This is a genomic window from Bradyrhizobium sp. 613_E4_N2_2, assembly GCF_052075995.1.
Lineage (GTDB): Bacteria > Pseudomonadota > Alphaproteobacteria > Rhizobiales > Xanthobacteraceae > Bradyrhizobium > Bradyrhizobium barranii.
On sequence record NZ_CP197234.1, the window covers coordinates 5,336,883 to 5,362,938 of the forward strand.

The window sequence follows — 26,056 nt, forward strand, 5'->3', positions numbered from 1 at the left end:
CTAAGGCTGACCGGCGCCTGCCGCGGGCGCTCCGGGAGCGCCCTCCAGCGCAACCAGCTTCACCCGGGAATAGCCGCCTGAGCGCAAGAGCTCCATGACACTCATCAATTCGCCATAAGGCACCGAGCGATCGGCGCGCAGGAAGACATACTTGTCCTTGCTCATGTCGGACAGGCCGTCGAGGGTCCCGATCAACTCGGCGCGGTGGACCGGGTTCTCGCCGATCGCAAGCGTCAGGTCGGGCTTGATGCTGAGATAGGTCGGCTTGTCCGGCTTCTTCTGCGGAGTCGCGCTCGAGGTCGGCAGATCGATCGGCAGGTCGACCGTGGAGAGCGGAGCTGCGACCATGAAGATGATCAGCAGCACCAGGATGACGTCGATGAACGGCGTGACGTTGATGTCATGCGTCTCGCCGAAATCGTCGTCGTCATCATTGTCTGCGAGCGAAACGCCCATGGTTCACTCCGCCGCGCGCGAATGCGCGCTGCCGTGGCTGCGGTCGAGATCGCGCGAGAGCAGCCGCGCCGCCGCGCCCGAGGCACGGCTGACGAGCTCGAGATAGCTTTTCGTCATGCGCGAGAAGTGGTTGTAGATGATGACGGCGGGAATGGCGGCGACGAGGCCGATCGCGGTCGCAAGCAGCGCCTCGGCGATGCCGGGCGCGACGACGGCGAGGTTCGTGGTCTGCGACTTCGAGATGCCGATGAAGCTGTTCATGATGCCCCAGACCGTGCCGAACAGGCCGACGAAGGGCGACGTGGAGCCGATGGTCGCGAGCACACCCATGCCGACGCGGATGCGCCGTGCCTCCGCGCGCACGATTTCGGAAAAGCTCGAGGCCGCGCGCTCCTTGATGCCGGCATCGCTGGACAGGCCGGCCGACATCCGCGCCTCACGCAGCGCTGCCGCCAGGAAGGACGGCAGAATGCCCTGCTTGGCGCCGAGCGCCATCTGCGCTTCCGCGAGCGAGCGCGCCTCCGAGATCTTCTTCAGTGCCGAACGAAGCTTGCCGGACGCGACCGACAGCTCGATCGACTTGGCGATCAGGACGGTCCAGGTCATCAGCGATGCAAAGGCAAGCCCGATCATCACCGCCTTCACGATGACGTCCGCCGACATGAACATCACCCAGGGGGACAGCTCCTTCATGGCCGGCGCGATGGCGGCCGCGTCGGGCTTCGCCGCAGGCGCCACCACCGCCGGAGCGGCAGCCGGAGCCGGGCTGGCGGTGGCCGGCTGAGCCGTCGCCTGTGCCGGTGCAGGTGCCGCCGGCGGGGTCTGTGTCTGGGCAGAAACAGGGGATACGAGCCAGGCGGCCGCCAGCATCAAGGCGGCGGCAAGGCTTGCTTGGAAGGACATGATCTTCATACTTCGGCCCAGTAGCGAATGAGGTTGTGATAGATACCCGTCAATTTGACCGTTTCGGGATCGTCACGCCCGAGCCGTTCCACCAGCGCCTGTATCGCGGTGTCGAGGTCAAAGATCATGCTCCGGGCTTGATCGTCCCGTATCATGCTCTGAAGCCAGAAGAAAGACGCAACCCGCGTCCCCCTCGTCACCGGCGTGACGAGATGGAGGCTGGTCGAGGGATAGAGCACGCAGTCCCCGGCTTGCAACTTCACTTCGTGCGAACCGTAGGTGTCCTCGATCACAAGTTCGCCACCGTCATACTCTTCCGGCTCGGCCAGGAACAGCGTGACAGACAGGTCTGTGCGGATGCGAAGGCCGGTCAGGCGGTCGCCGCGGATCGCATTGTCGACATGCAGCCCGAAATGATGGCCGCTGTTCGCCGCATAGCGGTTGAACAGCGGCGGGAAGATCTGCAGTGGGATCGCCGCTGCCAGGAAACGCGGGTTCGACGTCAACGCCGAGATGATGCGGTTGCCGAGCTTGCGCGCGACCTCGCTGTCAGGCGGCAACTGCTCATTGCGCTTGACCATTGCTGACTGCGCGCCCGCGGTGGAACGGCCGTCTTCCCATTCGCTGGCGTCCATGATGCGGCGGAATTCCGCCACATCATCCTTGCTCAGGACGCCGTCTATGCATGTCAGCATGGCACCTCGTCGTTACTCCATCAGTAGCGCGCCGAGATCACCAGATAGGCGGCGCGTCCCGGTGCTTCCAGCACGAAGGGCGCGGCGCTCTGGTACAGCGCGTCATAGTAGCGTTTGTCGAAAATGTTGTTCACGAACAGCTTCAACTGCCAGTTCTTGTTGATCTTGGCTTCCGCGAACACATCGAAGCGCCAGTAGCTCGGAAGCGACGTGCCTGCGTTGGCCGCAAGCAACGAGCCACCGTAGATCTTCGAGCGGTAGACGGCCTGCCCGCCCAGTTCCCAGATATCGTTGAACTGGTACTTCGACAGCATGCTGAACGACTGATGGGCAACGTTGGCCAGAGGAAGCCCGACATTGGTGGTGTAGAGAAGCGGCGCGGGCATGTTCGCGGGCCTCACATTTGAAGCCGTAACCTCCGACTGCATCAGGACGAGACCGCCGAACACACTCCATTTGTCGGTGATCTTGCCGCTCACGCCGAGATCGATGCCGCGAATACGATAAGCGGAACCTGCGGTGATACACGATATGTTGCCGGTCGTGCCGGCGGGATAGACGCATCCCAACGCGGACGCCGTGGCCACACTATTGACGTTCTGTGCCTCGCGCGCATTGTCCTTGGTGGTCTGAAACAGCGCAGCCGTCAGGAGCAGGTGGCGGTCGAACAGCTCCCACTTGGTGCCGAGTTCGATGGCCGTGTTCTTCTCCGGCCCGAAGATCTGATTGTTGCCGCCGGCCAGAGCGGGATTGACGCCGCCATACGCGGTGCTGGTGCCGTCGAACTCGGCGCCCACCGGGTTCGCTGAGGTCGCGTAGGCCACGTACACGCTGCCGTTTGGCGCCGGCTTCAAGGTCAAACCGAGATTGAAGTTGGGAATCAGGAAGTTTGCCGATTGCTGCTTGAGAGCGTTGCCCGCCCCGTATGCAGACGTATCGAGGTTGTAGTTGTCGTAGCGGAAGCCGCCATTGAGGATCAGGAGGTCACGATAGTTCGCACTGTCCATGACGTAGCCGCTGACAGTGTCGATGCCGATCTTGGCCGGCAGACCGGCCAGTGCGAGCGCCTTCCCGGGCAAGAACGTGTCCTGAGGGAAGAAGACGCTGACACCTGTCGGCGAGCCGCCTGGAGTGATCGGAACTCCGTTCCCTTCCGAGGTGAGCCCGAGATACTTGTCGATCGACGACCGCTCGCGATCGACTTCGATCCCGGCCAGCGCGGTGTGCTTGAAGCCGGCCCAGTCCTGGAACTTGTAGGTCGCTTCCGTCTGGTTGGCGAGCACGTCAGTGATCTGGAGACGGCTCTGCGGATTCATCGTGAGCGTCGAATTCGAAAGCGGGTTGGCGATCACCGGCTGCTCAGGCAGCGTTCCGACATAGTTCTGGGTCGAACGAGATACGCGGAACTTGTTGCTGACCATCAAGTCGGGCGTGATCTGCACTTCCGCGTTTAACGAGCCGATGTCCTGGCCGGTCCGGTAGAAGTCGCGGTTGATCTGGCCATACCAGTTGTTGCGGTTGGAGCCGAAGTCCGGGAACGGCCCACCGGCGGTCGTTGCCGTGCTCGGCCGGTAGTAGGGCACGCCGAAGTCCGGCACGCCGGTCAACTCGGTGTGGATGTAACCCCCGGTCACCCTGATCGTGTCGGTCGGCTTCCAGGTCGTGGCGACGAACGCGCCGTTGCGATTATCCTTGACGAAATCGCGACCGGCGACATCGGCGTCCTGGAACAGACCGCCGGCACGAACGGCCAGCGTCGGGTTGATCACCTGGTTGACGTCGAGCACCACACGCTTGGTCTGATCGGTGCCAAACGTCGTGTCCATGTTGTAGAAACTGTTCTGCGTCGTCGCCTGCTTGGTGACTATGTTGATCGCACCACCGGCGACACCGCGGCCCGCGAAAGTTGAGCCCGGACCACGCAGAATTTCGACCTGCTCGGTGAAGAAGTTTTCACGGACGCTGACGCCCGCGTCGCGCACGCCGTCGATGAAGATGTCGTTGCGGGCATCGAAGCCGCGAATGAAGAAGCGGTCACCGAAGGCATTGCCGCCCTCACCCGTTCCGAGCGTCACGCCTGCCGTGCTCAGGATCGCCTGCTTCAGCGTCGTGGCGTTCTTGTCCGCGAGCACATCCTTTGTAAGCACGGTGATCGATTTTGGCGTGTTGAGGATTGGCTCAGGGAATTTACCCGACGCTTGCACTCGGGTGGCCATATAAGGCGCGGCGGGATTTGCGTACGGATCACGATCGGCAGGACCAGGGCTCGGATTGGCGACAGGCGCTTGTGCGGCCTGCTGCCGCTGCGCCGCGCGCCGCAGGGCGTTGCGCGCACGAATCTGATCGGCGGTGGGCTTCGAAGCGGTCGGACGCGGACGCTGCTGAGGCGCATCGACGTTCACGGGGGGCAGATTGGTCTGCTGCGCCTGTGCGCCGGTCGAGACCGTCGCGACCGCGATCAGACTTGCGACCGTGGACACAGTCTTGCCGGTCGCAGTGTCGAAATTGTTGCCGAAGGATTTCCGATCCGCAACCGAACGCAACGATCGCGGTGTCTTCATCATGCCCATCACACGCCCCACAGTGCTTATGCTTCCATTGGTCGCGTTGCGACAACGCGACGCATTGGTGCTATCGGGCGTGTTCATGGGGGTCAACGCGATCTCGGCCACACTCCGTTTGAATCCGACCATTTCAAAGCAATTCTAAACTCGGTTGAGTGCGCCGCAGTTTTAAATGGTTCTAAACTTGAACCGTTCTAATCTGGACATTGATCGCTGCGATCTCGTCGTACCGCATCAACCTTCGAGCTGATGCGCTTCGTCGATGCAGAAACGCGAACGATGGGGCGGTGCTATCGGTCGGAGAAAAGCAGGTCAATGCGATTGATCTGCCTGCACATTTGAATTCATCCAGATCGGACTCGGTGCAGATTTCAATCTGGAAACATGGATGCATGCGAAAGCTGCGCAGGCAGTGCCGGCGCGAGCAGCGCCGCCGCTCTCAATCGCTGCCCGGCGGCTTCATCAGCGAGAACAATTCGTCGACGGTTTTCTGCGCGACGGCGCGCACACGATCGGAGTTGTCCATGCCGGCGATGTTGACGCCGCTAACGACGGCTTTGATCTCGTCGCGGAAGTCGGTCAGAAATCGCAAGGGATCGCGCTGCTCGTTGGCGACGCGCGCGATCAGTCCCGTGATCAGAATCTGGCACGCGATCAGCTTGCCGTTCAGTTCGTCCATCCTGCGCTCCCGTTGTGGCGGGGCCGATATGACCGATGCCGGATTTCCTGACAACCGAAACGCCGTGCAGGCGAATTAGAACCGTTCTCACGTGGGTTGATTCCGGCGCACTTCGCGGCGCAGCCGGGGCGCCCTTGCGGACAGCTCTGCAAGCCGCCCACACCGGCTCCGGGCATTGCCCAAGATTTGCGCGCGGATCGTTCGCGCCGGGAAAATGCAGCACTGCACACCGTAGTGTCACGGAGCTGCCTAGACAGTGCAAAGCTTTCCAATTGTTTAGGATTCCGAACCGATAGTGCTGTTTACACTGGAACTTGGCGTGTATTATACAAGCGCGCTGGAACCCTATGATTGCTCCACAATTCGTAGTTTTGGGCGTAAGACCAACGAGCCGACATGAAAAAAACACGGCCGATCCTCTGGATACTGATCATCGCGGCCGTGGCCTCCGCGGGTTACTATGGCTGGCAGAAATTCGGCTCGCCCGAGGCCGGAAAAACCCAGACGGCTCAGAAGGGTCCGCCGCGCCCGCCCGCCATCCCCGTCAGCGTTTCGCCGGTCCAGAAGGCCGACTTCCCGGTTTACCTGACCGGTCTCGGCACGGTTCAGGGCTTCAATACGGTACAGGTCCGGAGCCGGGTTGACGGCCAGATCGACAAGATCGCCTTCAGCGAAGGCCAGATGGTCAAGCAGGACGAGCTTCTGGTCTCGATCGATCCCCGGCCCTATCAAGCCACGCTCGACCAGGCCAAGGCCAAGAAGGCGCAGGACGAGGCGAATCTCGCCAACGCCAACCTCGAGCTCCAGCGCGCCATGAAGCTTGGCGAGTTCGCGACTGCGCAGCGGGTCGACACCCAGCGTTCCACCGTCGCGCAGCTGACCGCCCAGATCGCCGCCGACGAAGCCGCCATCTCCAACGCCCAGACCCAGCTCGACTACACCCAGATCAAGGCGCCGTTCACCGGCGTGGCCGGGCTGCGCCTGGTCGACGTTGGCAACATCGTCAACGCCTCCACGCAGACGGGAATCGTGACGATCTCGCAGGTCGAGCCGATCTCGGTGATCTTCACCGCGCCGGAAGACCAGCTGCCCTATATCAGCGAAGGCCAGAAGGCAGGTGCGCTCAAGGTGATCGCGTTCACCACCGACGGGAAAAAGACGCTTGCCGAAGGCAAGCTTGCGGTCATCAACAACCAGGTCGACACGACCAGCGGGACTATTCGGCTCAAGGCGGTGTTCGACAACAAGGAACACACGCTGTGGCCGGGCCAGTCGGTTTCGACGCGCCTTCTGGTACGCACCCTAAAGGACGCGACCGTGGTTCCGGATGACGCGGTTCAGCATTCGACCAACGGCCTCTACGCCTATACCGTCAATCAGGACAACAAGGCGGAAGTGCACAAGATCAAGGTCAGCTACGCCATCGACGGCCGTTCGGTCGTCGACGAAGGCTTGAGCCCGGGTCAACAGGTGATCACCGGCGGCCAGTTCAAGGTCCAGCCTGGGAGCCTGGTCTCGACGGCCGTAGCAAGCTCGGATCCGAGCCAGAACAAGGTACGACAGGAATGACCGAGGGCGGGATTTCGGCACCTTTCATCCGTTATCCCATCGGCACCTCGCTGCTGATGGCCGGCATTCTGTTCGTCGGTCTCGTCGCCTATCCCCTGCTGCCGGTCGCACCGCTGCCGCAGGTGGACTTCCCGACCATCCAGATCACGGCCAATTTGCCGGGCGGCAGCCCCGAGACGATGGCCTCGTCGGTGGCCCAGCCGCTCGAGCGGCAATTCGCCCAGATCCCCGGCATCGCCCAGATGACCTCGACGAGTTATCTCGGCACCGCCTCGATCACCATCCAGTTCGACCTCAACCGCAGCATCGACGGCGCCGCCAACGACGTGCAGGGCGCCATCAACGCCGCAAGCGGCCAGCTGCCGAAGAACCTGCCCTCGCCGCCGACCTACCGCAAGGTCAACCCGGCCGACGCGCCGATCCTGCTGCTCTCGGCGACATCCGATACACTGCCGCTGACCACCGTCAGCGATGCCGTCGACGCCCAGCTTGCCCAGCAGATCAGCCAGCTCTCGGGCGTGGCGCAGGTCTTCATCGGCGGCCAGCAGAAGCCCTCCATCCGCATTCAGATCGACCCGGCGAAACTCGTCGCCAAGGGCCTGTCGCTGGAGGACGTGCGCAGCCAGATCGCGATCACCACGGTCGACAGCCCCAAGGGCAATATCGACGGGCCGAAGCGCGCCTACACGATCTACGCCAACGACCAGCTCACCCAGTCCAAGGACTGGAACGACGTCGTCATCGCCTATCGCAATGGCGGTCCGCTTCGAATCCGCGACATCGGACAGGCGGTGAGCGGCGCCGAGGACGCCAAGCAGGCAGCCTGGGCCAACGGCAAGCGTGGCGTGTTCCTGGTGGTGTTCAAGCAGCCGGGCGCCAACGTCATCGAGACCGTCGACCGGATCAAGGCCACCCTGCCCCGCCTCGTCGCGGCGATTCCGCCCGCGATCAAGATCGAGTTGATCAGCGACCGCACCACGACCATCCGCGCCGCGGTCGAGGACGTCCAGTTCACGCTGCTGCTAACCATTGCCCTCGTGGTCATGGTCATCTTCGTCTTCCTGCGCAGCTTCTGGGCGACGGTCATTCCCACCATCACGGTTCCGCTGGCGCTACTGGGCGCGTGCGCCCTGATGTGGGTGGTTGGCTATTCGCTCGACAATCTGTCGCTGATGGCGCTCACCATCGCGGTCGGATTCGTCGTCGACGACGCCATCGTGATGCTCGAGAACATCACCCGCTACATCGAGGAAGGCGAATCGCCCATGGCGGCCGCCTTCAAGGGCTCCAAGGAAATCGGCTTCACCATCGTCTCGATCAGCATCTCGCTGGTCGCGGTGCTGATTCCGCTGCTGCTGATGGGCGGCATCATCGGACGCCTGTTCCGCGAGTTCGCCGTCGTGCTGGCAATGACCATCTTCGTCTCGATGTTCGTGTCGCTGACGCTGACGCCGATGATGGCCTCGCGCTTCCTGCGCGCCCATGGCGAGGTGACCCACGGCAAGTTCTACCAGTGGAGCGAACGCGCCTTCGACGGCATGCTGCGCGGCTACGAGTACGTTCTCGATCATGCTCTGGCCTGGCGCCGCACCACGCTCCTGATCTTCTTCGCCACGCTCGGCCTGTCGATCTATTTGTTCATCCTGATCCCGAAGGGCTTCTTCCCGCAGCAGGACGTCGGCCTGATCACCGCGACCTCGGAAGCGTCCCAGGACATCTCCTTCGCCGAGATGCAGCGCCGCCAGGTCGAGCTCGGCAAGATCGTGATGGAAGATCCCGACGTCGCCACGATCGCGATGAACATCGGCGGCAGCGGCCGCGCCGGCAACAACGGCAATTTGTTCATCACGCTGAAGCCGCGTAACGAGCGCAATGCGTCGGCGCAGGAGATCATTGCCCGGCTGCGTCCCAAGCTCGAGAAGGTGTCGGGCGCCCGCCTCTACATGCAGGCGGCCCAGGACGTCCGGCTCGGCGGCCGGCCGACGCGCACGCAGTTCGAGTTCACGCTACAGGATGCCGATCTCACCGAGCTCAACGACTGGGCGCCGAAAATCCTCGCCAAGATGCAGACGCTGCCGCAACTGCGCGACGTCGCGACCGACCAGCAGACGCAGGGCACCACGGTCCAGCTCAAGATCAACCGCGACACCGCATCGCGCTACGGCATCCAGCCGCAGCTGATCGACGACACGCTGTATGACGCCTTCGGACAGCGGCAGGTCACGCAGTATTTCACCCAGCTCAACACCTACAAGGTGATCCTCGAGATCCTGCCGGAGATGCAGGGCAGTCTCGACAGCCTGAACAAGCTCTATCTGAAATCGCCGCTGACCGGCGACCAGGTGCCGTTGTCGACCTTTGCGACCTGGACCACCGATCCGGTCCGCCCGCTCTCGATCAGCCACCAGGGCCAGTTCCCGGCGATCACGATCAGCTTCAACCTCGCCCAGGGCGTCGCGCTCGGCCAGGCCACGGAGGCCGTTCAGAAGGCGATGGCCGATCTCGGCGCACCACCGACCCTGAATTCGAGCTTCCAGGGCACCGCGCAGGCGTTCCAGCAGTCGCTCGGCACCGTGCCGCTGCTGATCCTCGCAGCCCTCGTCGTGGTCTATCTGATCCTCGGCATCCTGTACGAGAGCTACATCCACCCGATTACGATTCTGTCGACCCTGCCCTCGGCCGGCGTCGGCGCGCTCCTGATCCTGATGGCGGCCGGCTTCGACTTCAGCCTCATTGCATTGATCGGAATCATTCTCCTGATCGGCATCGTGAAGAAGAACGGCATCATGATGGTCGACTTTGCCATCGCGGCCGAGCGCGACGAGCACAAGACGCCGGAGGAATCGATCCGTCAGGCTGCGCTGCTGCGCTTCCGGCCGATCATGATGACGACGATGGCCGCCCTGCTCGGCGGCGTGCCGCTGATGCTCGGCCACGGTACCGGCGCCGAGATCCGCCAGCCGCTCGGCTACGCCATGGTCGGCGGCCTGATCGTCAGCCAGGCGCTGACGCTGTTCACCACCCCGGTGGTCTATCTCTATCTCGACGAGCTCAACAACTGGTTCTCGGGCTGGGGCCGTTCGGGTGACGGCAAAGGTCACGAGGCGCCCGAGCACAGCACCGTCAAGCAGGCCGCCGAGTAAGCTTGCACCGCGGCTTCCGCGACGCTACAGCGAGGCCCTCGGTTCACGCCAACGCGGTTTCGCCATGTCCATGCAATCCAGACTTGTCGCCCTCGCCGCCGCCCTTCTGCTGTCGACAGGCGGCGCGTATGCCCAGCAGAGCGCCAAAAAGAACGCCGCTTCCCCTGCACCGGCCGCACAGCCCGCGCCAGCTCCGACCCAGCCGCAGGCTGACGGTGCGCAGCAAGCCGGATGGGTCGTGCGCTGCACCAGCGTCAGCCGCGATGCGCCGCTCGAATGCGCGATGGAGCAGAACGCGGTGCTGACCAAGACCGGCCAGACCATCGTCCTGATCAACATCCGCATCGCGCCCGACACCCGCACGCCGGTGGCGCTGCTGCAATTGCCGCTCGGCCTCAACCTGCCCGTCGGGGCCAAGCTCCAGGTCGACGAGGGCAAGACATTCGACCTCCAGATCCAGACCTGCGAGAACCGCGGCTGCTACGCCTCGACGCCGATCGCGGCGGACCTGCTCGCCGCCTTGCGGTCGGGCAAGCAGCTGAAGGTCTCCTTCCAGAACATGGCCAAGGAGGCGATCGCGATCCCGATGCCGCTGGGCGATTTCGCGGCGGCCTACGACAAGATCAAGTAAGGACCGCTCCCGTTTCCTGTTGGAGTGGACGCTCTCTCACCTCGTCATTGCGAGCGTAGCGAAGCAATCCGCGGAGGCAGTCTGGATTGCTTCGCTGCGCTCGCAATGACGGCGCGGATGCTGCGCCGTCTCTTCCCTATCACTGTCGCGCCATCTGGGCATTGCCGACGGCATCGCCGTCGAGCTTCTGGTCGTTGTGCATGGTGACGGTGACGCGCAGCAATCGCCCCTCGAACTCGAACGGCGCCTCGTAATGCGACACGGGGCTGCCGCGGTCACGGCCGATGTCGAGACCGGACCACGAGATCAGCGTGTGGAAGCCGAGCTGGGTCTGGAGCGACCCCGCCGGCTCGCCGTCGATCAGCAGCGTATATTTGGTGACGCCGGTGCGCGCCCCCTTGGCCGGCGGCTCCTTGCGCACGAGCCGCTCGACATACACGCTGAGCCGCCGCGCGCCTGACGGCACCTTGCGGTCCGACCGCACGATCTGGTGGCTGCCGCCGATGTTGAGGTCGTGCACGAGATGACCGTCCCTGACGTAGAGGCTGTAGCCCGACGTCGCGTCGCCATGCGAGATCAGCACGCCATCGGCGCCCTGCCCGTCGATCTCGACATGCGCCTCGATCGTGTAGCTGCGGCTGCGCACATCCGGCGCGACGTCGGTCGGCACGTGGCCCATGCCGGCGTGGAAGACGAAATGGTGGCGCGCACCGTGGAAGCGTGCGGCGTTCTCCGCGAAGCGCGGACCGAAGCGGTCGTCGAGCGGCAGCACCTTGTGCCTCTCGGCCTCCGCCCACCAGGTCGCGATCATTGCGGCCAGACGCTCCGGCTCCTTTGCGGCGAGATCGTCGGTCTCGGAGAAATCCCTGTCGAGATGAAACAGCTCCCATTTGTCGTTCTCGAACGGCGTGCCCGAGGGATGGAAGGCGACCGCCTTCCAGCCGCCCTGCCAGAGGCCGCGATGGCCGAACATCTCGAAATATTGCGGCGAGCTTTTTGAGGACACGGACGCATCCATGATCGAGCGCGCAAAGCTCTCGCCTTCCAGCGGCATCTGCGGGCAGCCCGCGATCTTGTTCGGCGCCTCGATCCCGATCAGCTCGAGCAGCGTCGGCGTGAGGTCGCAGGCGTGGACGAACTGGTGCCGCAGCTCGCCTTTGCCTGCGATCTTCTTCGGCCAGTTGATGACGAAGGGATCGCGGATGCCGCCGCCATGGGTGTTCTGCTTGTAGCGCCGCAGCGGCGTGTTCGACGCCATCGCCCAGCCATGCGGGAAATTGCTGTGGGTGTCGGGCCCGCCGATGTCGTCGATACGGCTGAGCTTCTCGGCGATCGGCTCCGGCTTGAAGTTGAACGGCCCCATCGCGTTGACGAAGCCGAGCGGCCCGCCCTCCTGGCTCGCGCCGTTGTCGGACATCACGATGATCACGGTGTTGTCGCGAATGCCGGCCGTTTCCAGGAACGAGACAAGCCGTGCAAGATGCCGATCGGAATGATCGAGCATGCCGGCGAAAGCCGCCTGCAGGCGGGTGAAGACGCGGCGCTCATCGGCCGAGTGCTCCTCCCAGGCCTTGACGCCGTCGTTGCGCGCCGGCATCCGCGTGTCCGGCGGCACCAGCCCCATCGCCTTCTGGCGTGCCAGACGCCGTTCGCGCTCGACGTCCCAGCCGTGCGCGAATTCGGCGTCATAGCTCATGATGATATCGGCCGGCGCCTGATGCGGCGCGTGGCAGGCGCCAAGTGCGACCCAGGTGAGCCAGGGAACGTCAGGACGGTCGGCGACATGGTCGCCGATGAAGCGGATCGACTGGTCGATCAGGTCCTCGGTCAGATGATAGCCGTCCGCATACGTGCCCGGTGGATCGATATGCGTGTTGTCGGAGACGAGCTCCGGCGCGTACTGGTCGGTCTCGGCATCGAGGAAGCCGTAGAAGCGGTCGAAGCCGCGGCCGAGCGGCCAGCCGTCGAACGGGCCGGTGGCTCCGCTTTCGGTCAGCGGCGTGACGTGCCATTTGCCGACCATGTAGTTGCGATAGCCATGTAGGCGCAGCATCTCGGCCAGCGTCCCCGCCTCGCGCGCGATCTTACCGCGGTACCCGGGATAGCCGGAATCGAAATTGGCAAGGCAGCCGACGCCGACCGAGTGATGATTGCGTCCTGTCAGCAGCGCGGCGCGCGTCGTCGAGCACATTGCCGTGGTGTGGAATCCGGAGTAGCGCAGCCCCTCCGCGGCGAGCCGGTCGATGGTCGGCGTCTTGATTGTCGAGCCATAGCAGCCGAAATCGGAGAAGCCGACGTCGTCGAACAGCACGACCAGGATGTTCGGCGCGCCCTCGGGCGGCCTTGGCGCCTCCGGCCACCAGGGTTTCGACTCCGCGACCGTCTTGCCGACGGTGCCGCGGAACGGCGTGCCGCTGTTTGCGCTCATCTGCTTCTCCCTGCTGGTTGCCCGGCGGCTGCGGTTGACCCGCGGCTCGGCCACGTCTAAATTATAATCCGAATTATGATTATGATTTTTGCCGGATGCAAGCGCGGATGCGGCCAAGCTCGGACGAACCCGATTTCGACCTGCCCGGCGTTGCCCCGTCGCGGCAGAAGCGCAGCCGCAAGACGACACTGGCACTGCTGCGCGCCGGCGCGGACATGCTGCGCACGCGCAGCCTGGCCGAGCTGTCGATCGAGGCGCTCTGCACCGAGGTCGGCGCCACCGTCGGCGCCTTCTACAGCCGCTTCGAGAGCAAGGAGGCCTATTTCAACGCACTGATGGCGCTGGCCGCGCGCGACGGCGAGCAACGGCTCGGCGACATGAGGCGACCGTCACCGGATACGGACCTCGACAAGCTCTGCCACATCATCGTCAGCGGGATCATCGCCTGGATGCGCAACCACGAGGGCGTGCTGCGCGCCGCGCTTCAGCATGACGACACCCGTCCGGACAAATGGACGCCGTTTAAGGCCCTCGCGAAGGCCACCACGATGAGCGCCACCCCTCTCCTGCTCCCGGCCATGGGTAAGGGACGCAACGCCGCCAAGACCCGCACGATCGCCTTCGGCTTCCAGGTCGTGCTGGGCACGCTGGTGAACGCGATCCTCAACGATCCCGGGCCGCTGTCGCTTGGATCAAAAGAGATGGAGACGCGGCTGGCCGGTTGCCTGTTGCTGTTGCTCCAGGCGGAGATCAATCAGTCGACGCCGAGATAGGCCTTCTGCACCTGCGGGTCCTGTGCGAGCGCCGCGGCCGTGCCGGACAGCACGCTCTTGCCGACCTGGAGCACGGTCGCGAAGTCCGAGACTTCCAGCGCGAGCTCGATCGACTGCTCGGCGAGCAGGATGGTCAGGCCCTCGCGATGCAGGCGGCCGAAGGTCTCGTACATGGATTCGACCACCGCCGGCGCGAGGCCGAGCGACGGTTCGTCCAGCATCAGTAGCTTCGGATCGCTCATCAGCGCGCGGCCGACCGCGAGCATCTGCCGCTCGCCGCCGGACATCGTGCCGGCGCGCTGGTTGCGGCGCTCCTTCAGGCGCGGGAAGATCTCGTAGACGCGCTCAAGCAAATTGGCCTGGCGTGACTTGTCGTGCAGTGGCGTCGCGCCGAGCATGAGGTTGTTCTCGACGCTCTGCTGCACGAACAGGCGCCAGCCTTCCGGCGACAGCGCCAGCCCCTTGCGCACGATCGCAAAGGCCTTCTGGCCGGCGATGTCCTCGCCGCGAAAGCTGATCGATCCGGAATGCACGGGAATGAGACCCGCGATCGCGTTCAGCGTCGTGGTCTTGCCGCCGCCATTGGAGCCGAGCAGCGCGACGACGCTGCCCTCCGGCACCTCAAGCGAGACGTCGGAGACACCTATGAGGTCGCCATAGCGCACCTCGAGGTGCTCGATCCGAAGAAGCGCGCCACTCATAGGTCCCGCCCGCCCATCAGCTCGACCGGCGTATGGCCGGCCGCGGCCTTCGCCGCGCGTTTGCCGAGATAGGCTTCGATCACCGCCGGGTTCGAGGTGACCTCGCGCGGCGAGCCGCGGGCGATCTCCTTGCCCTGGTGAAACACCATCACTCGGCTCGCGAGCGACATGATCACTTCCATGATGTGCTCGACGATGACGAGCGTGATGCCGGAGCGGTGGATGTCGCGCACGAGATCGATGGCGAGCCTCACCTCGTGGGCGTTGAGCCCGGCCATGGCCTCGTCGAGCAGCAGCACCTTCGGCTCGGTCGCCAGTGCACGGGCGATCTCCAGCCGCTTGCGGCCGGGCGTGCCCAGCGAGCGCGCCGGCGCATCCGCAAGCCTGCTCATGCCGACGCGCTCCAGCACCGCGCGCGCCCTGGTCTCGGCCTCGTGGCGATGCGAGGTGCGCAGGAAGGCGCCGATCATGACGTTCTCGAGCACCGTCATGCCTTCAAAGGTCTGCGGCACCTGGAAGGTGCGGGCAAGCCCGAGCCCGGCGCGCTGCTCCGGCGCGAAGTCGGTGATGTCGGTCCCCTCGAACAGCACGCGGCCCGAGGTGGTCTTGAGGTCGCCGGTGAGGCAATTGAAGAAGGTGGATTTGCCGGCGCCGTTCGGGCCGATCAGGCCGAGAATATCGCCCTGCTCCAGCGTGACGGACGCATCGTCCACCGCCTTGAAGCTGCCGAACGCCTTTGTGATCCCGCGCGCCTCAAGGAGCATGGCCGGCTCCCTTATCTGCGCCGGGCTTGCGTCGTCCCATGAACAGGCTGAGCAGGCCGCCGGGCTGGAAGCGCGCGATCAGCACGATGATCGCGCCATACAGGACGAAGGTGAGGCCGGCCCCCTTGCCGCCAAGCCAGCTGTTGGAGATCTCCTCCAGCGGCACGAGGATCGCGGCTCCCACCAGCGGACCGAACAGCAACCCCGCCCCGCCCAGCGCCGCCATGATCAGGATCTTGACCGAGATCAGGATGCCGAGCCCGGACTCGGGATCGACGAAGCCGAACATCATCGCATAGAGCGCGCCGGCAACGCTCGTCAGCGCCGCGCTCAGCATGTAGGCGTAGAGCTTGGTCCGGCTCGCAGGCGCGCCGAGCGAGCGCGCAGCGCGCTCGGAATCCTTAATCGCGCGCAGGTAGAATCCCATGCGGCTGTTGGTCATCCACCAGGTGACGAGCAGCGTGATCACGAGGACGACCAGGAAGAGGTAGTAGTACGGCAGCGACGACAGGAACGAGAGATCGAAGATGTTGCGGGGGACCGTTGGACCGGAAAGACCCACGGCCGCGCCGAGCCAGTCGGTGTTGGTGACGATCAGCCGCATGGTCTCGGCGACCGCGATCGTCGCCATGCTGAAATAGTGACCCGACAGCCGCAGCGTCGGCACGCCGATGATCGCGGCAAGCCCCACCGCCAGCACGATGCCGCCGGGGATGCCGAACAGTGGCGACAGCCCGAACTTGGCGTAAGACCCCATCGCGGCATAGGCGCCGCAGCCGAAGAACACGACATGGCCGACCGAGACCTGGCCGGCATAGCCGCCGACGATGTTCCAGGCCGACGCGGCGATGGCATAGAGCAGCACCAGTGCGCCCAAGCGCTGCTGGAACGGCGAGGACAGCAGCAACGGATAGGCAATCGCCAGTGCTGCGACGATTGAGAGCCAGATCAAGCGCCGCATTGCAGCTTTCTCATCAGAGCTTGCCCATCAGGCCTTGCGGCCGGAACCAGAGGAAGAACAGGAACAGGACATAGACGACGATGTCCTTGTAGACCGCACCGATCAGATAGCCGGAGAGCGACTCGATCACGCCGATCAACAGGCCCGCGACGAGCGCGCCGGGCACGCTGCCGAAGCCGCCAAGAGATACCGTGACGAAGGCGACGATGCCGAGCGTCTCGCCGACCGTCGGCACGATGTAGAAGAAGTTCGCGATCAGCGCGCCGGCAAGGCCGGTGGCGCCGGCCGCGATGGCCCAGGCAATCGCCTGCATGGTATCGGGCCTGATGCCCATAAGCTGAGCCGCGGTCTGATCCTCCGCCACCGCCAGCATTTTTGAACCAAGCGATGTGCGCGTCAGAAGCAGGTGGAGGCCGAATGTCACCAGCAGCGCGACGACACCGGCAAGCAGCCGCGAGGCTTCGATCCGCAGGCCCGCAAACGCATAGGTGCCGCCGACGATATTCGACGGCATCGACAGGAAGTTGGCGCCGAACCACCAGAACACGGAATAGCGCAGCAGCAGCGCGAGCCCGAACGTGCCGAGGATCTGCGCCAGCATCGGCCCCTTCATGATGTCGCGGATCAGGGCGAAATAGACCACGACCCCGACGGTCGCGAGCACCAGTGTCGCCAGTGGGGCGCCGAGGATGGGCCCTCCCCCCATCAGCGTATAGACGACATAGGCGACGTACATGCCAAGCATGACGAAGTCGCCATGCGCGAAATTGACGATGTTCATCATGCCCCACACCAGCGTGAGGCCCGAGGAAAACAGGGCGTAGACGGCGCCAAGCAGAAGCCCGCCGACAATCACCTGCACGAGTACGAAGGACATGAGCTGCGTTGCTCTGATCAAAACATTCTGGGAAAGGCGGGACGCGCGGTCCCGCCTTCAGGCAATCTTACCAGCCCTTGTAGGGCAGTACCGGCGCCTTCTCGGCATTGGCCTTCGGCCATACCGCGACGTAGTTCTCGCCATCCTGGAGCTGGATGATGGCGCCGGAAGCCAGGATGTTCTGGCCCTTGTCGTCGAACTTCACGCCCTTGTAGCCGATCATGAGCTGCTCGGGCTTTAGGTCCGTCGCCTTCAGCGCGGCCTGGATCTTTGCAGGCTCGGTCGAGCCGGCGCGGTCGATGGCATCGGCCAGCACGAAGAAGCCCTGCATCTGCCGGGCGACCGTGTCGTCCATCTCCTCGCCGCTCTTCTTCTTGTACATCTCGGCGATGATGGCGGACGCCGAGCCCGGCGGTCCCACGACCCAGGACGAGCGGTTGAAGACGCCTTGCGAGATCTTGCCGACCGCCTTGGTGAAGGACGGATCGGAGTAGCCGGCATCGTCGGCCAGCAGCACGGCCGGCTTGTAGTCGAGCGACTGCATGGTCTTGGCGAACAGGATCGCATCCGACGTGTAGCTGATCATGATGACGACGTCGGGCTTCTTGTCCTTGAGCTGGAGCACCTGGCCCTGCAAGTCGGTCGCATTGACGGGATAGGCGATGTCGAGCGCGATCGGTTGGCCCTTTTCCTTGAAGGCGCCGGCGATCGTGTTGGCGACCGAGGTGCCGTATTCGGTGTTGTCATGGACCACCGCGACGCTGTCGGTCTTGGCACCCTGCGCCTTGATGTCGGCGAGGAAGTCGACATAGATCTTGGCGAAATCGGTCGCAATCGGCGTGGTGCGGAAGAACCATTTGAAGCCGCGCTCGGTGAGATTGGCGGCGACCGATTCCGAGTTCAGGAAAGGAACGCCGTATTTCTCGGCGATCGCGCTCGAAGTCAGCGTGACGCCGGACTGGTAGGAGCCGAACACGGCCGCCACCTTCTCTTCCGTGATCAGGCGTAGCGCCTGATTCTGGCCCGTCGCCGGGTTGCCCTGGTTGTCGGCGAACACAGCCTCGATCTTGGCGCCGCCGAGGCCGGCAAGGCCGGCGTTCTTCGCCAGCGGCAGATTGCCAAGCTCAGGATGGGCGTTGTTGATGATGTCCATGGCGACTTCGAGCGCCGCTTTGGCGTGCGCACCGATCGAGGCGGTGCCGCCGGACATCGGCATGATGACGCCGATCTTGATGACCTTGTCCTGGGCCTGCGCGCCGGAGCCGAGCGCAAGGAACATCGCGGCTGCGCAAAACAGCCCGGTGACGTGCTTGAAATTCATCAAATCAGACCTCCCAAAGGGTTTCCCCAACCAAGCTATTTTGGAAGCTTCAGGCTAAGCGCCCGCTTCCGTTTGTTTATGCCTGGTGGATCTAGGATGGCATGCCAGCCGGACACCGGCAAGACGAAACGGACTTGCGCAATGCTGCATGGGAGGCAGCGAACGCGCCGGCGCGGGCGGCGTTCAAATCCGGCGTCGCCCGGCGCGAACGCGGTAACCCGAACGGTGGACGTCATTGCCATCTGCAGGGGTGGGTTAACACTGCGACTGTGCCAAGCGCGGTCCGCTGGCGTAACCCGGCCCCCGTGTGTTTCCGCGAACGCAGAGGCGGTGGGTGACGCTGTCGCCAACCCACCCTGCGAGACGCCGTCAGCCGACGATGTTGCTCGCCCGCAGCAGCGTCGTGAAGCCGCCATAGATCATGCGCTTGCCGTCGAAGGGCATGTCGGCGCCCTTGAGCCGCTCATCGGCCATCACCTTCTTGTTGACGGCATCGCGGGTCTCCCGGTCACGGTAGACGATCCAGGAGAACACCACGACCTCGTCCTCCGTCGCGATCACCGCGCGCGGAAACGAGGTCAATTCGCCATAGGGCACGTCGTCGCCGATGCACTCGACCTAGTCGAGCGCGCCGTGCTCCATCCATATGGTGCAGGCGTTTCGCGCCAGCGCCTTGTAGGCCTCGATCTTGTCCTTCGGCACGGCCAGCACGAAACCATCGACATAGGGCATCACGGGATCTCCTTTGGGTTGCCTGCCCCAAGGACGTAGCGGCGCACGGCGATCCGACACGTCATCACACCCGCAAGGTGAGGCAAACTGTCGCGAGGATTTCGTGCGCTACTTCACATTTGAAGCTCGCCGCGCCGTGACATCATCCCGGACGTTTGCGCTCGCACATCGGCTACTTCAGATTGCAGTTGAGAAGGCAGCTTTCATGAGCACCCGCCTGTCATTGCTTTGTGTCCACGGCGTCGGTCACGCGGAGATCGACGCCGAGTTTCGAAAGTCATGGTCCGAGGCGATCATACGCGCCGTCCAGTCCGTCGATCAGAGCCTCAATCCGGCCATCGACTTCCTCTCGTATGACGACCTGTTCGACAAGAGCCCGCCCAACCTCGTCACCTACGGCATCGCGCTGGCGAAACTGCTGGCGAGCGCGACCGTCCACGGGGTCGGTGATCTGCTCGCGGGCACACGCAGCCTCGAAGATGTACCAACCCTGATCAGATGGACCGCGGGCATGGTCGCCCAGTGGTCGGTGGATGAGCAATTACAGACCGCGCTACGCAGCGCAGTCCTCGACAAGCTGAAGAGCGGCAATTACGACGTTGTCCTGGCTCACAGCCTCGGCTCGCTGATCTGCTACGACACGTTCGTGCGCAACCCCGCTGCGATCAAGGACAAAGTCTTCGTCACGTTCGGCTCGCAGATCGGCAATCCCGCGGTACGCGACGTCTTCGCAGGCCGCATTCAGGACCTTCCCTGCCGGAAATGGTACCATCTGTTCAACCGGGAAGATCACGTTCTCACCTATCCGCTCGAGATCGCCGCAGACAATTTTCAGCAGGTGCTGACACCGTTCGATGTCCCCAACGATCTCCTGAATCACAACGCGACCTGGTACCTGTCCCGCCCCGAGACCGTCGCCACCGTCTGGCACGACGTGGTCCCGGTGCCGGCGTCACGCTCCATCGTCAGCGCCGCGCGGGGGATTGCCCGCATTGACACCCGGCCGACCCGCCGCGCCCTGCTGGTCGGCATCAACGACTATCCCAAACCCGCGGACAGGCTCGAAGGATGCGTCAACGACGTATTCCTCATGAGCTCGGTGCTGCAGGAAAGCGGCTTCAAGCCGGACGAAATACGCGTCGTGCTCAATGAGCGGGCGACGGCGCAGGGCATCATGGAAAGGCTTCACTGGCTGCTCGAGGGCGTCCGCGACGGCGACGAGCGTATGCTGTTCTACTCGGGCCATGGCGCCCAGATTCCCAGATACAGCCCGAGCGGCGCACCGGACAGCGTCGACGAGTGCCTCGTTCCCTATGATTTCGACTGGACGCCCGAGCACGCGATTCTCGACCGCCAGTTCAGCCAGCTCTACTCACAGCTTCCGTACGACTGCTATTTCGTCGCCATGCTCGACTGCTGCCATTCCGGCGGCATGACACGTGACGGCGGTCCACGCATCCGCGGCCTGACGCCGCCCGACGATATCCGCCACCGGGCGCTGCGGTGGGAGGCAAGCGAAGGCATGTGGGTGCCGCGCGAGTTCCCTCCCCTCAACGAGAGTCTGAGCAAGAGCAAGAACGGCGCCGACTATCTCGGCGACAACGGCGCCACGCAGCGGCTCGGGCGCAGCATGGCGCTCCGCACCCAGCCCGACAAGGAATACAACAAGACGCGGGCCGAGCTCGGGCATCACGGTCCTTATCTGCCGATTCTCCTCGAGGCCTGCCAGGAGCAGGAGCTGTCCTATGAATATCGTGACGGCGTCACGTCGTATGGCGCCTACACGTTCTGCATGGCGAAGGTGCTGCGCGAACAACGAGACCGCAGCGCCAATCCGTCGTTCCAGGAGCTGAGCGAGCTCGTCACGGCCAAACTCCGTCGCCTCAAATACAACCAGACGCCCAATCTCGTCGGCGCCAAGACCCGCGTCAGCGCGAAAATTCCATGGGGCGCGGCAGATGCAGGTCGCGGCCAGCGGCGGACGCCGAAAAAGCGTGCCGCCAAGACAGGTCGGAAGAAGCGCCGCTAGTCGTTTCGCCTTGCATCGCCGCCCGGCGCATCGCGGGCGCGATGAGTCGGGCCAAGGCGCCTAGGCCGGACCGACGAAAGGCGCGGACTGCCGACGGCATGTCAGGCTCGCGACGCGGGCCCGATTCAGAGCAGGTTATGATCTGGGTAAATCGCCCGGAACTGGCTGGGGAACCTGGATTCGAACCAAGACAAACAGAGTCAGAGTCTTATGCCAAGCGTTGTTTTTATTCATTAAATTCGCGTTGTGTTGCGCCCTTGTCGCGCCTCATGTATAGTCGAGCCCAATCGAGCGATGGAGCGGGGGCCGATGTCAGTCAGGAAGCGCACATGGACAACGTCGTCCGGCGAGGCGCGCGAAGCCTACGTGGTGCAATATTCCATTCCCGAGCTGGACGCGCGCGGCAAGCGCAAGCGGGTCATCAAGACGTTCGACCGCAAGAAGGACGCCGACGCCTTCCACGCCCAAGTTCGGGTCGACCTTGGGAAAGGCACCCATGTTCCGGCGTCGAAAAGTCCCACCCTCGTCGAGGCCGGCCGTAACTGGATCGACGCCTGTGCGGATCTGGAACGCACGACCCGTGACGGCTACGAGCAGCACCTCCGCGATCACATTAATCCTTACCTCGGCGGCTTGAAGCTCTCTGCATTGACCATCGGTGTGGTGCGCGACTGGCAGGACAAGCTCCGGAAGGGAACGCCTGGCCCGGGCCAGGCCGAAGCTTCGCCGCGGTCGGCAGACATGGTCAAAAGGGTAACGGGTTCGCTCGGCTCCCTGCTCGCCGATGCTCAAGAACGCGGCCACGTCGGCCAAAATATCGTCCGTAGCCTCAAGGCGAGCCGAAAGCGGGGCAAGGAGCGAAAGGCCGAGCGCCGGGCAAAGGGAAAGCTGAAAATTGGCGTCGACATCCCTACCCCAGTGGAAGTCGAAACTTTGCTTGGCGTTGCTGACGGTCGGTGGCGGCCCTTCCTGCTCGTCGCGATCCGGTGCGGTCTGCGTGCTTCTGAACTGCGGGGCTTACGCTGGCAAGACGTCGATTTGAAAAAGAGCGAACTGCACGTGCATCAGCGCGCCGATGCTTACAACGAAATAGGCCGGCCCAAATCGGAAGCCGGCGAACGCACAGTTCCGATTCCTCCGACCACGCTAAAAGTGCTCAAGGAATGGAAATTGAAGTGCCCGCGACGTGCTGACGGTGCGCAGCACTACGTATTCCCGAACGGCTCCGGCAAGGTTGAATCGCACGCCAACATCATCACCCGCGGGCTGATCCCAACGATGATTGATGCGGGCGTGACGGCGCCGGTCTTGGACAATGAAGGAAAGGCCGTTCGCGGTGAGGATGGCAAACCTACGCTCACTGCGAAGTATACCGGCTTGCACGCGCTCCGGCATTTCTTCGCGAGCTGGTGCATCAATCGCAAGGTCGATGGCGGTCTGGAACTTCCGCTTAAGATCGTGAGCGAGCGGCTCGGACATTCGAACATCGCAATCACGGCCGACCTGTACGGCCATCTATTTCCTCGCGCTGACGACTCCGAAGAATTGGCCGCGGCTGAGGGCAAGTTTGGCTAGGTAACGTTTGATTAAGCTTTAGCGCGCATTACTGGACACACGTACTCTCTACGGGACCAGCGGCGAGACGCCGTAGCGGTCCTTTACGACAGCGGGATGCTGCCGGGAGCTTGATGCCACACTGTGGCTCGCTTTCGGCTATGTGCCCGCATGCGAGCCTCCGCGGAGTCTCGCTGTGAAAACCAAAACATCACTGATCGCGAATCCCGACGAGTTTGTTTGGGGCGCTGCCGATATCGGCAAGTACCTCGGACGATCAAAAGAAGCGACCTGGTTCATGCTCGAACAGGATCGCGTGCCCGGCGCCAAGAAGGTCGCCGGTCGATGGGGCATGCACGTACCCACCTTCCTCGCCAGCTTCCAACCCGCCATAGCGCCGCGCGCAACTGTCGCGGCTTGATGTTGACAATCAACATCGGGCGCTAATTGCCAACATCAGGACATCCAAAATGAACGAGCGCTATTACTCCCTTCTGAAAGATCAGGCAGCAGTCATCCCCAACGCAACGGTGCGCACCACGTTCGACCGCCTCATCGAACTGCATCGGGACATCGATTCGATCACCGTCAGCGTTCGCGGCGACACCGATCTGAGCGCGCAGGGCCGGACCAAGAAGGCTCGCGACGAGATGAAAAAGAACGCCTGGAAAATGATCCGCGCCAAAGCGTTCGCGTCGCGGCTCAATGAGCGGATCGAGGAGAAGCGCGCCAAGATCGAATTGCCGCCCATCGACAAGACCGATGCAGCCGGCGCGGTGCTTCGCAGCCAGGTTCGCGACCGCATGCCGAAGTCGCCCAAGGAACTCAAAGCGTCCGTTTCGACGATGTCATTGCTCTACTTGCAGACGCTTCTCGAAGCGCCCGAACTCGTCGGCGCTGATCGCGAGACCGTGGAGGCTGCGCGCACCAGGGCGATCGACATTGTCCATCCGGGCGCTCTGGAAGAGTTGGAGCGTGAACGCGCCGCCGTGCTTCTCTTGAACAACGCAACGGCCGCGACAGCCGAAGCTATGCGCGATTTCGCCGAGCTGCCGAATGCGCACGCGCTCGACGACTTTCTGAATCAGTCTGTGCCGGATCAGCGGCACATTCAGGCCGACGTCGAGCGCGAAACGGCGCTCGCCGCGTAACTAGGGAGGATCATTTCATGACTAAGAAACCCGATGCCGCGGATTTCCGCATCGTTGAACCCATGGATCCGCGCCAAGCGCCGCCGGTTCAGAGGCCCATGCCGGCGCCGCTCCGGAAGTCGCTCGGCATCGATCAGCCACAAAAAAAGCCGTGAAGGATCACAGCTAGGACAGCGCCATCAACCCGCGATGGCCGGTCGCGGTCCTGCTAAGCTCTGAATTTCTTTCCGCTTCCGGCGGCATAACGGATATCGCCGGGCTTCCTGCTGGCCCGGCCCAGTCGCGAATGACCCATAGGAGACGTCCGCCGTGTCAGCCCGGCGCTTATTTTTCGATGTGCCACGACCCGTCCCAGTCGCATGGAGGTGGTTTTGCTTTGAAGCTTTCGATGCGCTGGATTAGAGCCCTTGCAGGCCCGTCGCCGGGCATCGCTTCGAGCGACACATTGAACGCGGCAAGCGCTTCATCCCATCGCCGGTCCCGGTAGGCCTCGAGCCCCTTGAGGTACTTGTCACGTGATGCAAGCTGCTGCGGCGTAAGATTACCTTTGTTTCCTACGATTTCGAACACGGCCTCGAAACGAGTCTGGCCCGCTACCACGATGTGATCGATCTCCCGCACCTCAAGTGAGGTGCCCACAGCAGCAATTGTTCTTTCGGAAACGAGATTGCGGGTGCCATACACCTTGTTTGCGCCTTCCAGCCGCGAGGCCAGGTTCACCACGTCGCCCATGACGGTGTAGCTCATCATCACGTCGGAGCCGATGCTGCCGACCAGCGCCTCGCCGGTCGCGATCCCGATCCTTAGATCGCATTTCTCCATTGGGGTTGCGCGAACGCCAAGCAGTTCAGGAATCTCCTCGCGCAATTTGTCGATACGTTCGATCATTTCCAGCGCGGCGAGGCATGCAAGCCGGGCATGATCGGCCTCATCGACGAAAGGAGGGCCCCAATACGCCATGATGCCGTCGCCGATATACTTGTCGATGATCCCTCGGTTGTTCCGAATTGGTTCGGACATAACCGAAAGATAGTGGTTCATAACCTTGACGAGACCTTGCGGGGTCATGCCTTCGCTCAGGCTGGTGAAGCCCTTCAAGTCGCAGAACAACACAGTCATCACTCGGCGCTGGCCTTCGGCGGCCGTCAAATTAGGGCGATCGATCAGTCCTTCAACGACGCGCGGGTCGATATACTTGCCGAATGTTTCCTTGATGCGTTGGTTGTTGCGCAATTGCACAACCATCCGATTGAAGGCGGCCGCCAGTTGTCCGATTTCGTCAGTCGCCCTTACATCGATTGACTGATCGAGCTGGCCCGCTTCGACCGCGCGGGTACCCTCTAGCAGTTGACGGATCGAGCGAATGATGCCGCCACTGACCAAGTTGGCGAAAATCAATCCGACGATCGCAGCAAGCAGCGTAACGATGGCCGAGGTCAGGGCCACCCGGGTTTGTTCCGACCTGATTTTTGCGATAGCCCCATCGCTGACGGTCAACATGCTCAACCGAATAGCGTTGACTTTCTCATCCAGTTCGTCGCGAGCAGCGTCTGCTTGCGCAAGGCTGCGCCTGACCGCCGCAAAGTCTCTGGCCTCAAGGTGTGAAAGTAGCTCTCCGGTTTCCTGCTTCAGTTGGCGGCGAGTATCGCTCAGATTTTCAATTCGGTTTTCGATGCGCGCCAGGCCTGCATTGTCCGAGGGTGTACTTGCGTCCTCAATGATCGAATTGATCAGTGTCCGCGCGGCTTGCGCCTCACTTTCGACCTCGTCTCCCTTCGCGTTGTATAGCTCCAAGCGGGCCCTATACCCGAGCACATCGGGCGGCTCCTGCATCTTCGCGATCACCATGCGGCGGACCGCGAGACCTCGTTCCAGAGACAGAGTATTGATCCGCGTCAGATGCCCGTTGATCGGGGCGTACCGTGCAGAGAGTTCATCAAGCAGATGGCCGACCCGCCTGACCATCACTATCGATAGGACCGATGTCGCCAGCATGAGGATGATCAATCCGACGGAGATCGCAACAATCCGCCGCCGTATCGACTGTTTGATCATCGATCCGGAGAATTTCTTGAATCCTTTAAGAGCGAGAACCTTTGAGATGTCTCGTGCTCCGTGGTGAAAC

At 63.2% G+C, this 26,056-nt stretch carries 20 protein-coding genes and 1 pseudogene; 8 read left to right on the forward strand and 13 right to left on the reverse strand.

From position 1 onward, the window contains the following. The 5 genes from exbD to AB7290_RS25895 form a co-directional block, all read right to left on the reverse strand. Window positions 1-456 carry a TonB system transport protein ExbD gene (gene exbD, locus AB7290_RS25875; protein WP_014495997.1) on the reverse strand — a complete coding sequence of 152 codons (456 nt, stop codon included), beginning with the start codon at window positions 454-456 and terminating at the stop codon, window positions 1-3. Between the two features lie 3 nt (window positions 457-459). Next, window positions 460-1,368, reverse strand: a complete 909-nt coding sequence (exbB, locus tag AB7290_RS25880; protein WP_085401996.1) for a tonB-system energizer ExbB — start codon at window positions 1,366-1,368, stop codon at window positions 460-462. After that, complete coding sequence (locus AB7290_RS25885; protein WP_028146578.1) at window positions 1,365-2,054, reverse strand: Fe2+-dependent dioxygenase; 690 nt, start codon at window positions 2,052-2,054, stop codon at window positions 1,365-1,367. Before AB7290_RS25885 ends, exbB begins: the two co-directional genes overlap by 4 nt. Before the next feature lie 20 nt (window positions 2,055-2,074). Next, window positions 2,075-4,624, reverse strand: a complete 2,550-nt coding sequence (locus AB7290_RS25890) for a TonB-dependent receptor (protein WP_085401997.1) — start codon at window positions 4,622-4,624, stop codon at window positions 2,075-2,077. Between the two features lie 433 nt (window positions 4,625-5,057). Continuing rightward, window positions 5,058-5,297, reverse strand: coding sequence for a hypothetical protein (locus tag AB7290_RS25895; protein WP_085401998.1), 240 nt, complete (start codon window positions 5,295-5,297; stop codon window positions 5,058-5,060). A 396-nt stretch (window positions 5,298-5,693) separates the two neighbouring features. Here AB7290_RS25895 and AB7290_RS25900 point away from each other — a divergent pair, with 396 nt between their 5' ends. The 3 genes from AB7290_RS25900 (at window position 5,694) to AB7290_RS25910 (ending at window position 10,640) form a co-directional block, all read left to right on the forward strand. Further along, window positions 5,694-6,866: an efflux RND transporter periplasmic adaptor subunit gene (locus tag AB7290_RS25900; protein ID WP_085401999.1), complete on the forward strand. Its 1,173-nt coding sequence runs from the start codon at window positions 5,694-5,696 to the stop codon at window positions 6,864-6,866. Continuing rightward, window positions 6,863-10,009 carry a multidrug efflux RND transporter permease subunit gene (locus AB7290_RS25905; protein ID WP_085402000.1) on the forward strand — a complete coding sequence of 1,049 codons (3,147 nt, stop codon included), beginning with the start codon at window positions 6,863-6,865 and terminating at the stop codon, window positions 10,007-10,009. Before AB7290_RS25900 ends, AB7290_RS25905 begins: the two co-directional genes overlap by 4 nt. Before the next feature lie 64 nt (window positions 10,010-10,073). After that, window positions 10,074-10,640 carry an invasion associated locus B family protein gene (locus tag AB7290_RS25910; protein WP_063983864.1) on the forward strand — a complete coding sequence of 189 codons (567 nt, stop codon included), beginning with the start codon at window positions 10,074-10,076 and terminating at the stop codon, window positions 10,638-10,640. Window positions 10,641-10,779: 139 nt separating this feature from the next. Here the strand turns inward: AB7290_RS25910 and AB7290_RS25915 are convergent, their stop codons facing one another. Beyond that, window positions 10,780-13,068 (reverse strand): arylsulfatase, encoded by a 2,289-nt coding sequence (locus tag AB7290_RS25915; RefSeq protein ID WP_085402021.1) that lies wholly within the window; start codon window positions 13,066-13,068, stop codon window positions 10,780-10,782. 107 nt (window positions 13,069-13,175) lie between these two features. Here AB7290_RS25915 and AB7290_RS25920 point away from each other — a divergent pair, with 107 nt between their 5' ends. Continuing rightward, complete coding sequence (locus AB7290_RS25920) at window positions 13,176-13,841, forward strand: TetR/AcrR family transcriptional regulator (protein ID WP_085402022.1); 666 nt, start codon at window positions 13,176-13,178, stop codon at window positions 13,839-13,841. Here the strand turns inward: AB7290_RS25920 and AB7290_RS25925 are convergent. From AB7290_RS25925 to AB7290_RS25950, 6 genes and pseudogenes are all read right to left on the reverse strand, one after another. After that, the gene (locus AB7290_RS25925) at window positions 13,823-14,542 is read right to left on the reverse strand and encodes an ABC transporter ATP-binding protein (protein WP_014496007.1); all 720 of its coding nucleotides are present in this window, start codon (window positions 14,540-14,542) and stop codon (window positions 13,823-13,825) included. The two genes, AB7290_RS25920 and AB7290_RS25925, sit on opposite strands and share 19 nt — an antisense overlap. Beyond that, the gene (locus AB7290_RS25930) at window positions 14,539-15,306 is read right to left on the reverse strand and encodes an ABC transporter ATP-binding protein (RefSeq protein WP_071914964.1); all 768 of its coding nucleotides are present in this window, start codon (window positions 15,304-15,306) and stop codon (window positions 14,539-14,541) included. The genes AB7290_RS25925 and AB7290_RS25930 overlap by 4 nt, the downstream gene beginning before the upstream one ends. After that, window positions 15,296-16,267 carry a branched-chain amino acid ABC transporter permease gene (locus tag AB7290_RS25935; RefSeq protein ID WP_071914966.1) on the reverse strand — a complete coding sequence of 324 codons (972 nt, stop codon included), beginning with the start codon at window positions 16,265-16,267 and terminating at the stop codon, window positions 15,296-15,298. The genes AB7290_RS25930 and AB7290_RS25935 overlap by 11 nt, the downstream gene beginning before the upstream one ends. A gap of 13 nt (window positions 16,268-16,280) precedes the next feature. Beyond that, window positions 16,281-17,144: a branched-chain amino acid ABC transporter permease gene (locus AB7290_RS25940; protein ID WP_071914968.1), complete on the reverse strand. Its 864-nt coding sequence runs from the start codon at window positions 17,142-17,144 to the stop codon at window positions 16,281-16,283. Window positions 17,145-17,211: 67 nt separating this feature from the next. Further along, complete coding sequence (locus AB7290_RS25945) at window positions 17,212-18,465, reverse strand: ABC transporter substrate-binding protein (protein ID WP_085402001.1); 1,254 nt, start codon at window positions 18,463-18,465, stop codon at window positions 17,212-17,214. 369 nt (window positions 18,466-18,834) lie between these two features. Then, window positions 18,835-19,197 (reverse strand): annotated as a pseudogene (locus tag AB7290_RS25950) (DUF1428 domain-containing protein). Between the two features lie 205 nt (window positions 19,198-19,402). Between AB7290_RS25950 and AB7290_RS25955 the strand changes: the two are divergent. The 4 genes from AB7290_RS25955 to AB7290_RS25970 all read left to right on the forward strand — a co-directional run bounded on the left by AB7290_RS25955 (window position 19,403) and on the right by AB7290_RS25970 (window position 23,931). Continuing rightward, complete coding sequence (locus AB7290_RS25955) at window positions 19,403-21,226, forward strand: caspase family protein (RefSeq protein ID WP_085402002.1); 1,824 nt, start codon at window positions 19,403-19,405, stop codon at window positions 21,224-21,226. Window positions 21,227-21,535: 309 nt separating this feature from the next. Next, the gene (locus AB7290_RS25960) at window positions 21,536-22,801 is read left to right on the forward strand and encodes a site-specific integrase (RefSeq protein ID WP_063983873.1); all 1,266 of its coding nucleotides are present in this window, start codon (window positions 21,536-21,538) and stop codon (window positions 22,799-22,801) included. 175 nt (window positions 22,802-22,976) lie between these two features. After that, the gene (locus tag AB7290_RS25965) at window positions 22,977-23,201 is read left to right on the forward strand and encodes a hypothetical protein (protein WP_063983874.1); all 225 of its coding nucleotides are present in this window, start codon (window positions 22,977-22,979) and stop codon (window positions 23,199-23,201) included. Between the two features lie 49 nt (window positions 23,202-23,250). After that, the gene (locus AB7290_RS25970) at window positions 23,251-23,931 is read left to right on the forward strand and encodes a hypothetical protein (RefSeq protein WP_063983875.1); all 681 of its coding nucleotides are present in this window, start codon (window positions 23,251-23,253) and stop codon (window positions 23,929-23,931) included. A gap of 324 nt (window positions 23,932-24,255) precedes the next feature. Here the strand turns inward: AB7290_RS25970 and AB7290_RS25975 are convergent, their stop codons facing one another. Then, entirely contained in the window at window positions 24,256-25,986 is a 1,731-nt protein-coding gene (locus AB7290_RS25975) for an adenylate/guanylate cyclase domain-containing protein (protein ID WP_063983876.1), read from the reverse strand. Window positions 25,987-26,056: the final 70 nt, after the last annotated feature.

Coding starts and splice junctions, on each gene's coding strand:
- AB7290_RS25940 (WP_071914968.1), bottom strand. CDS start 17,144: ATGTCCTTCGTACTCGTGCAGGTGATTGTCGGCGGGCTTCTGCTTGGC.
- AB7290_RS25910 (WP_063983864.1), top strand. CDS start 10,074: ATGTCCATGCAATCCAGACTTGTCGCCCTCGCCGCCGCCCTTCTGCTG.
- AB7290_RS25920 (WP_085402022.1), top strand. CDS start 13,176: ATGCGGCCAAGCTCGGACGAACCCGATTTCGACCTGCCCGGCGTTGCC.
- AB7290_RS25925 (WP_014496007.1), bottom strand. CDS start 14,542: ATGAGTGGCGCGCTTCTTCGGATCGAGCACCTCGAGGTGCGCTATGGC.
- AB7290_RS25895 (WP_085401998.1), bottom strand. CDS start 5,297: ATGGACGAACTGAACGGCAAGCTGATCGCGTGCCAGATTCTGATCACG.
- AB7290_RS25955 (WP_085402002.1), top strand. CDS start 19,403: ATGAGCACCCGCCTGTCATTGCTTTGTGTCCACGGCGTCGGTCACGCG.
- exbB (WP_085401996.1), bottom strand. CDS start 1,368: ATGAAGATCATGTCCTTCCAAGCAAGCCTTGCCGCCGCCTTGATGCTG.
- AB7290_RS25905 (WP_085402000.1), top strand. CDS start 6,863: ATGACCGAGGGCGGGATTTCGGCACCTTTCATCCGTTATCCCATCGGC.
- AB7290_RS25960 (WP_063983873.1), top strand. CDS start 21,536: ATGTCAGTCAGGAAGCGCACATGGACAACGTCGTCCGGCGAGGCGCGC.
- AB7290_RS25890 (WP_085401997.1), bottom strand. CDS start 4,624: ATGGGCATGATGAAGACACCGCGATCGTTGCGTTCGGTTGCGGATCGG.
- AB7290_RS25935 (WP_071914966.1), bottom strand. CDS start 16,267: ATGCGGCGCTTGATCTGGCTCTCAATCGTCGCAGCACTGGCGATTGCC.
- AB7290_RS25915 (WP_085402021.1), bottom strand. CDS start 13,068: ATGAGCGCAAACAGCGGCACGCCGTTCCGCGGCACCGTCGGCAAGACG.
- AB7290_RS25930 (WP_071914964.1), bottom strand. CDS start 15,306: ATGCTCCTTGAGGCGCGCGGGATCACAAAGGCGTTCGGCAGCTTCAAG.
- AB7290_RS25975 (WP_063983876.1), bottom strand. CDS start 25,986: ATGATCAAACAGTCGATACGGCGGCGGATTGTTGCGATCTCCGTCGGA.
- AB7290_RS25885 (WP_028146578.1), bottom strand. CDS start 2,054: ATGCTGACATGCATAGACGGCGTCCTGAGCAAGGATGATGTGGCGGAA.
- AB7290_RS25970 (WP_063983875.1), top strand. CDS start 23,251: ATGAACGAGCGCTATTACTCCCTTCTGAAAGATCAGGCAGCAGTCATC.
- AB7290_RS25945 (WP_085402001.1), bottom strand. CDS start 18,465: ATGAATTTCAAGCACGTCACCGGGCTGTTTTGCGCAGCCGCGATGTTC.
- AB7290_RS25900 (WP_085401999.1), top strand. CDS start 5,694: ATGAAAAAAACACGGCCGATCCTCTGGATACTGATCATCGCGGCCGTG.
- exbD (WP_014495997.1), bottom strand. CDS start 456: ATGGGCGTTTCGCTCGCAGACAATGATGACGACGACGATTTCGGCGAG.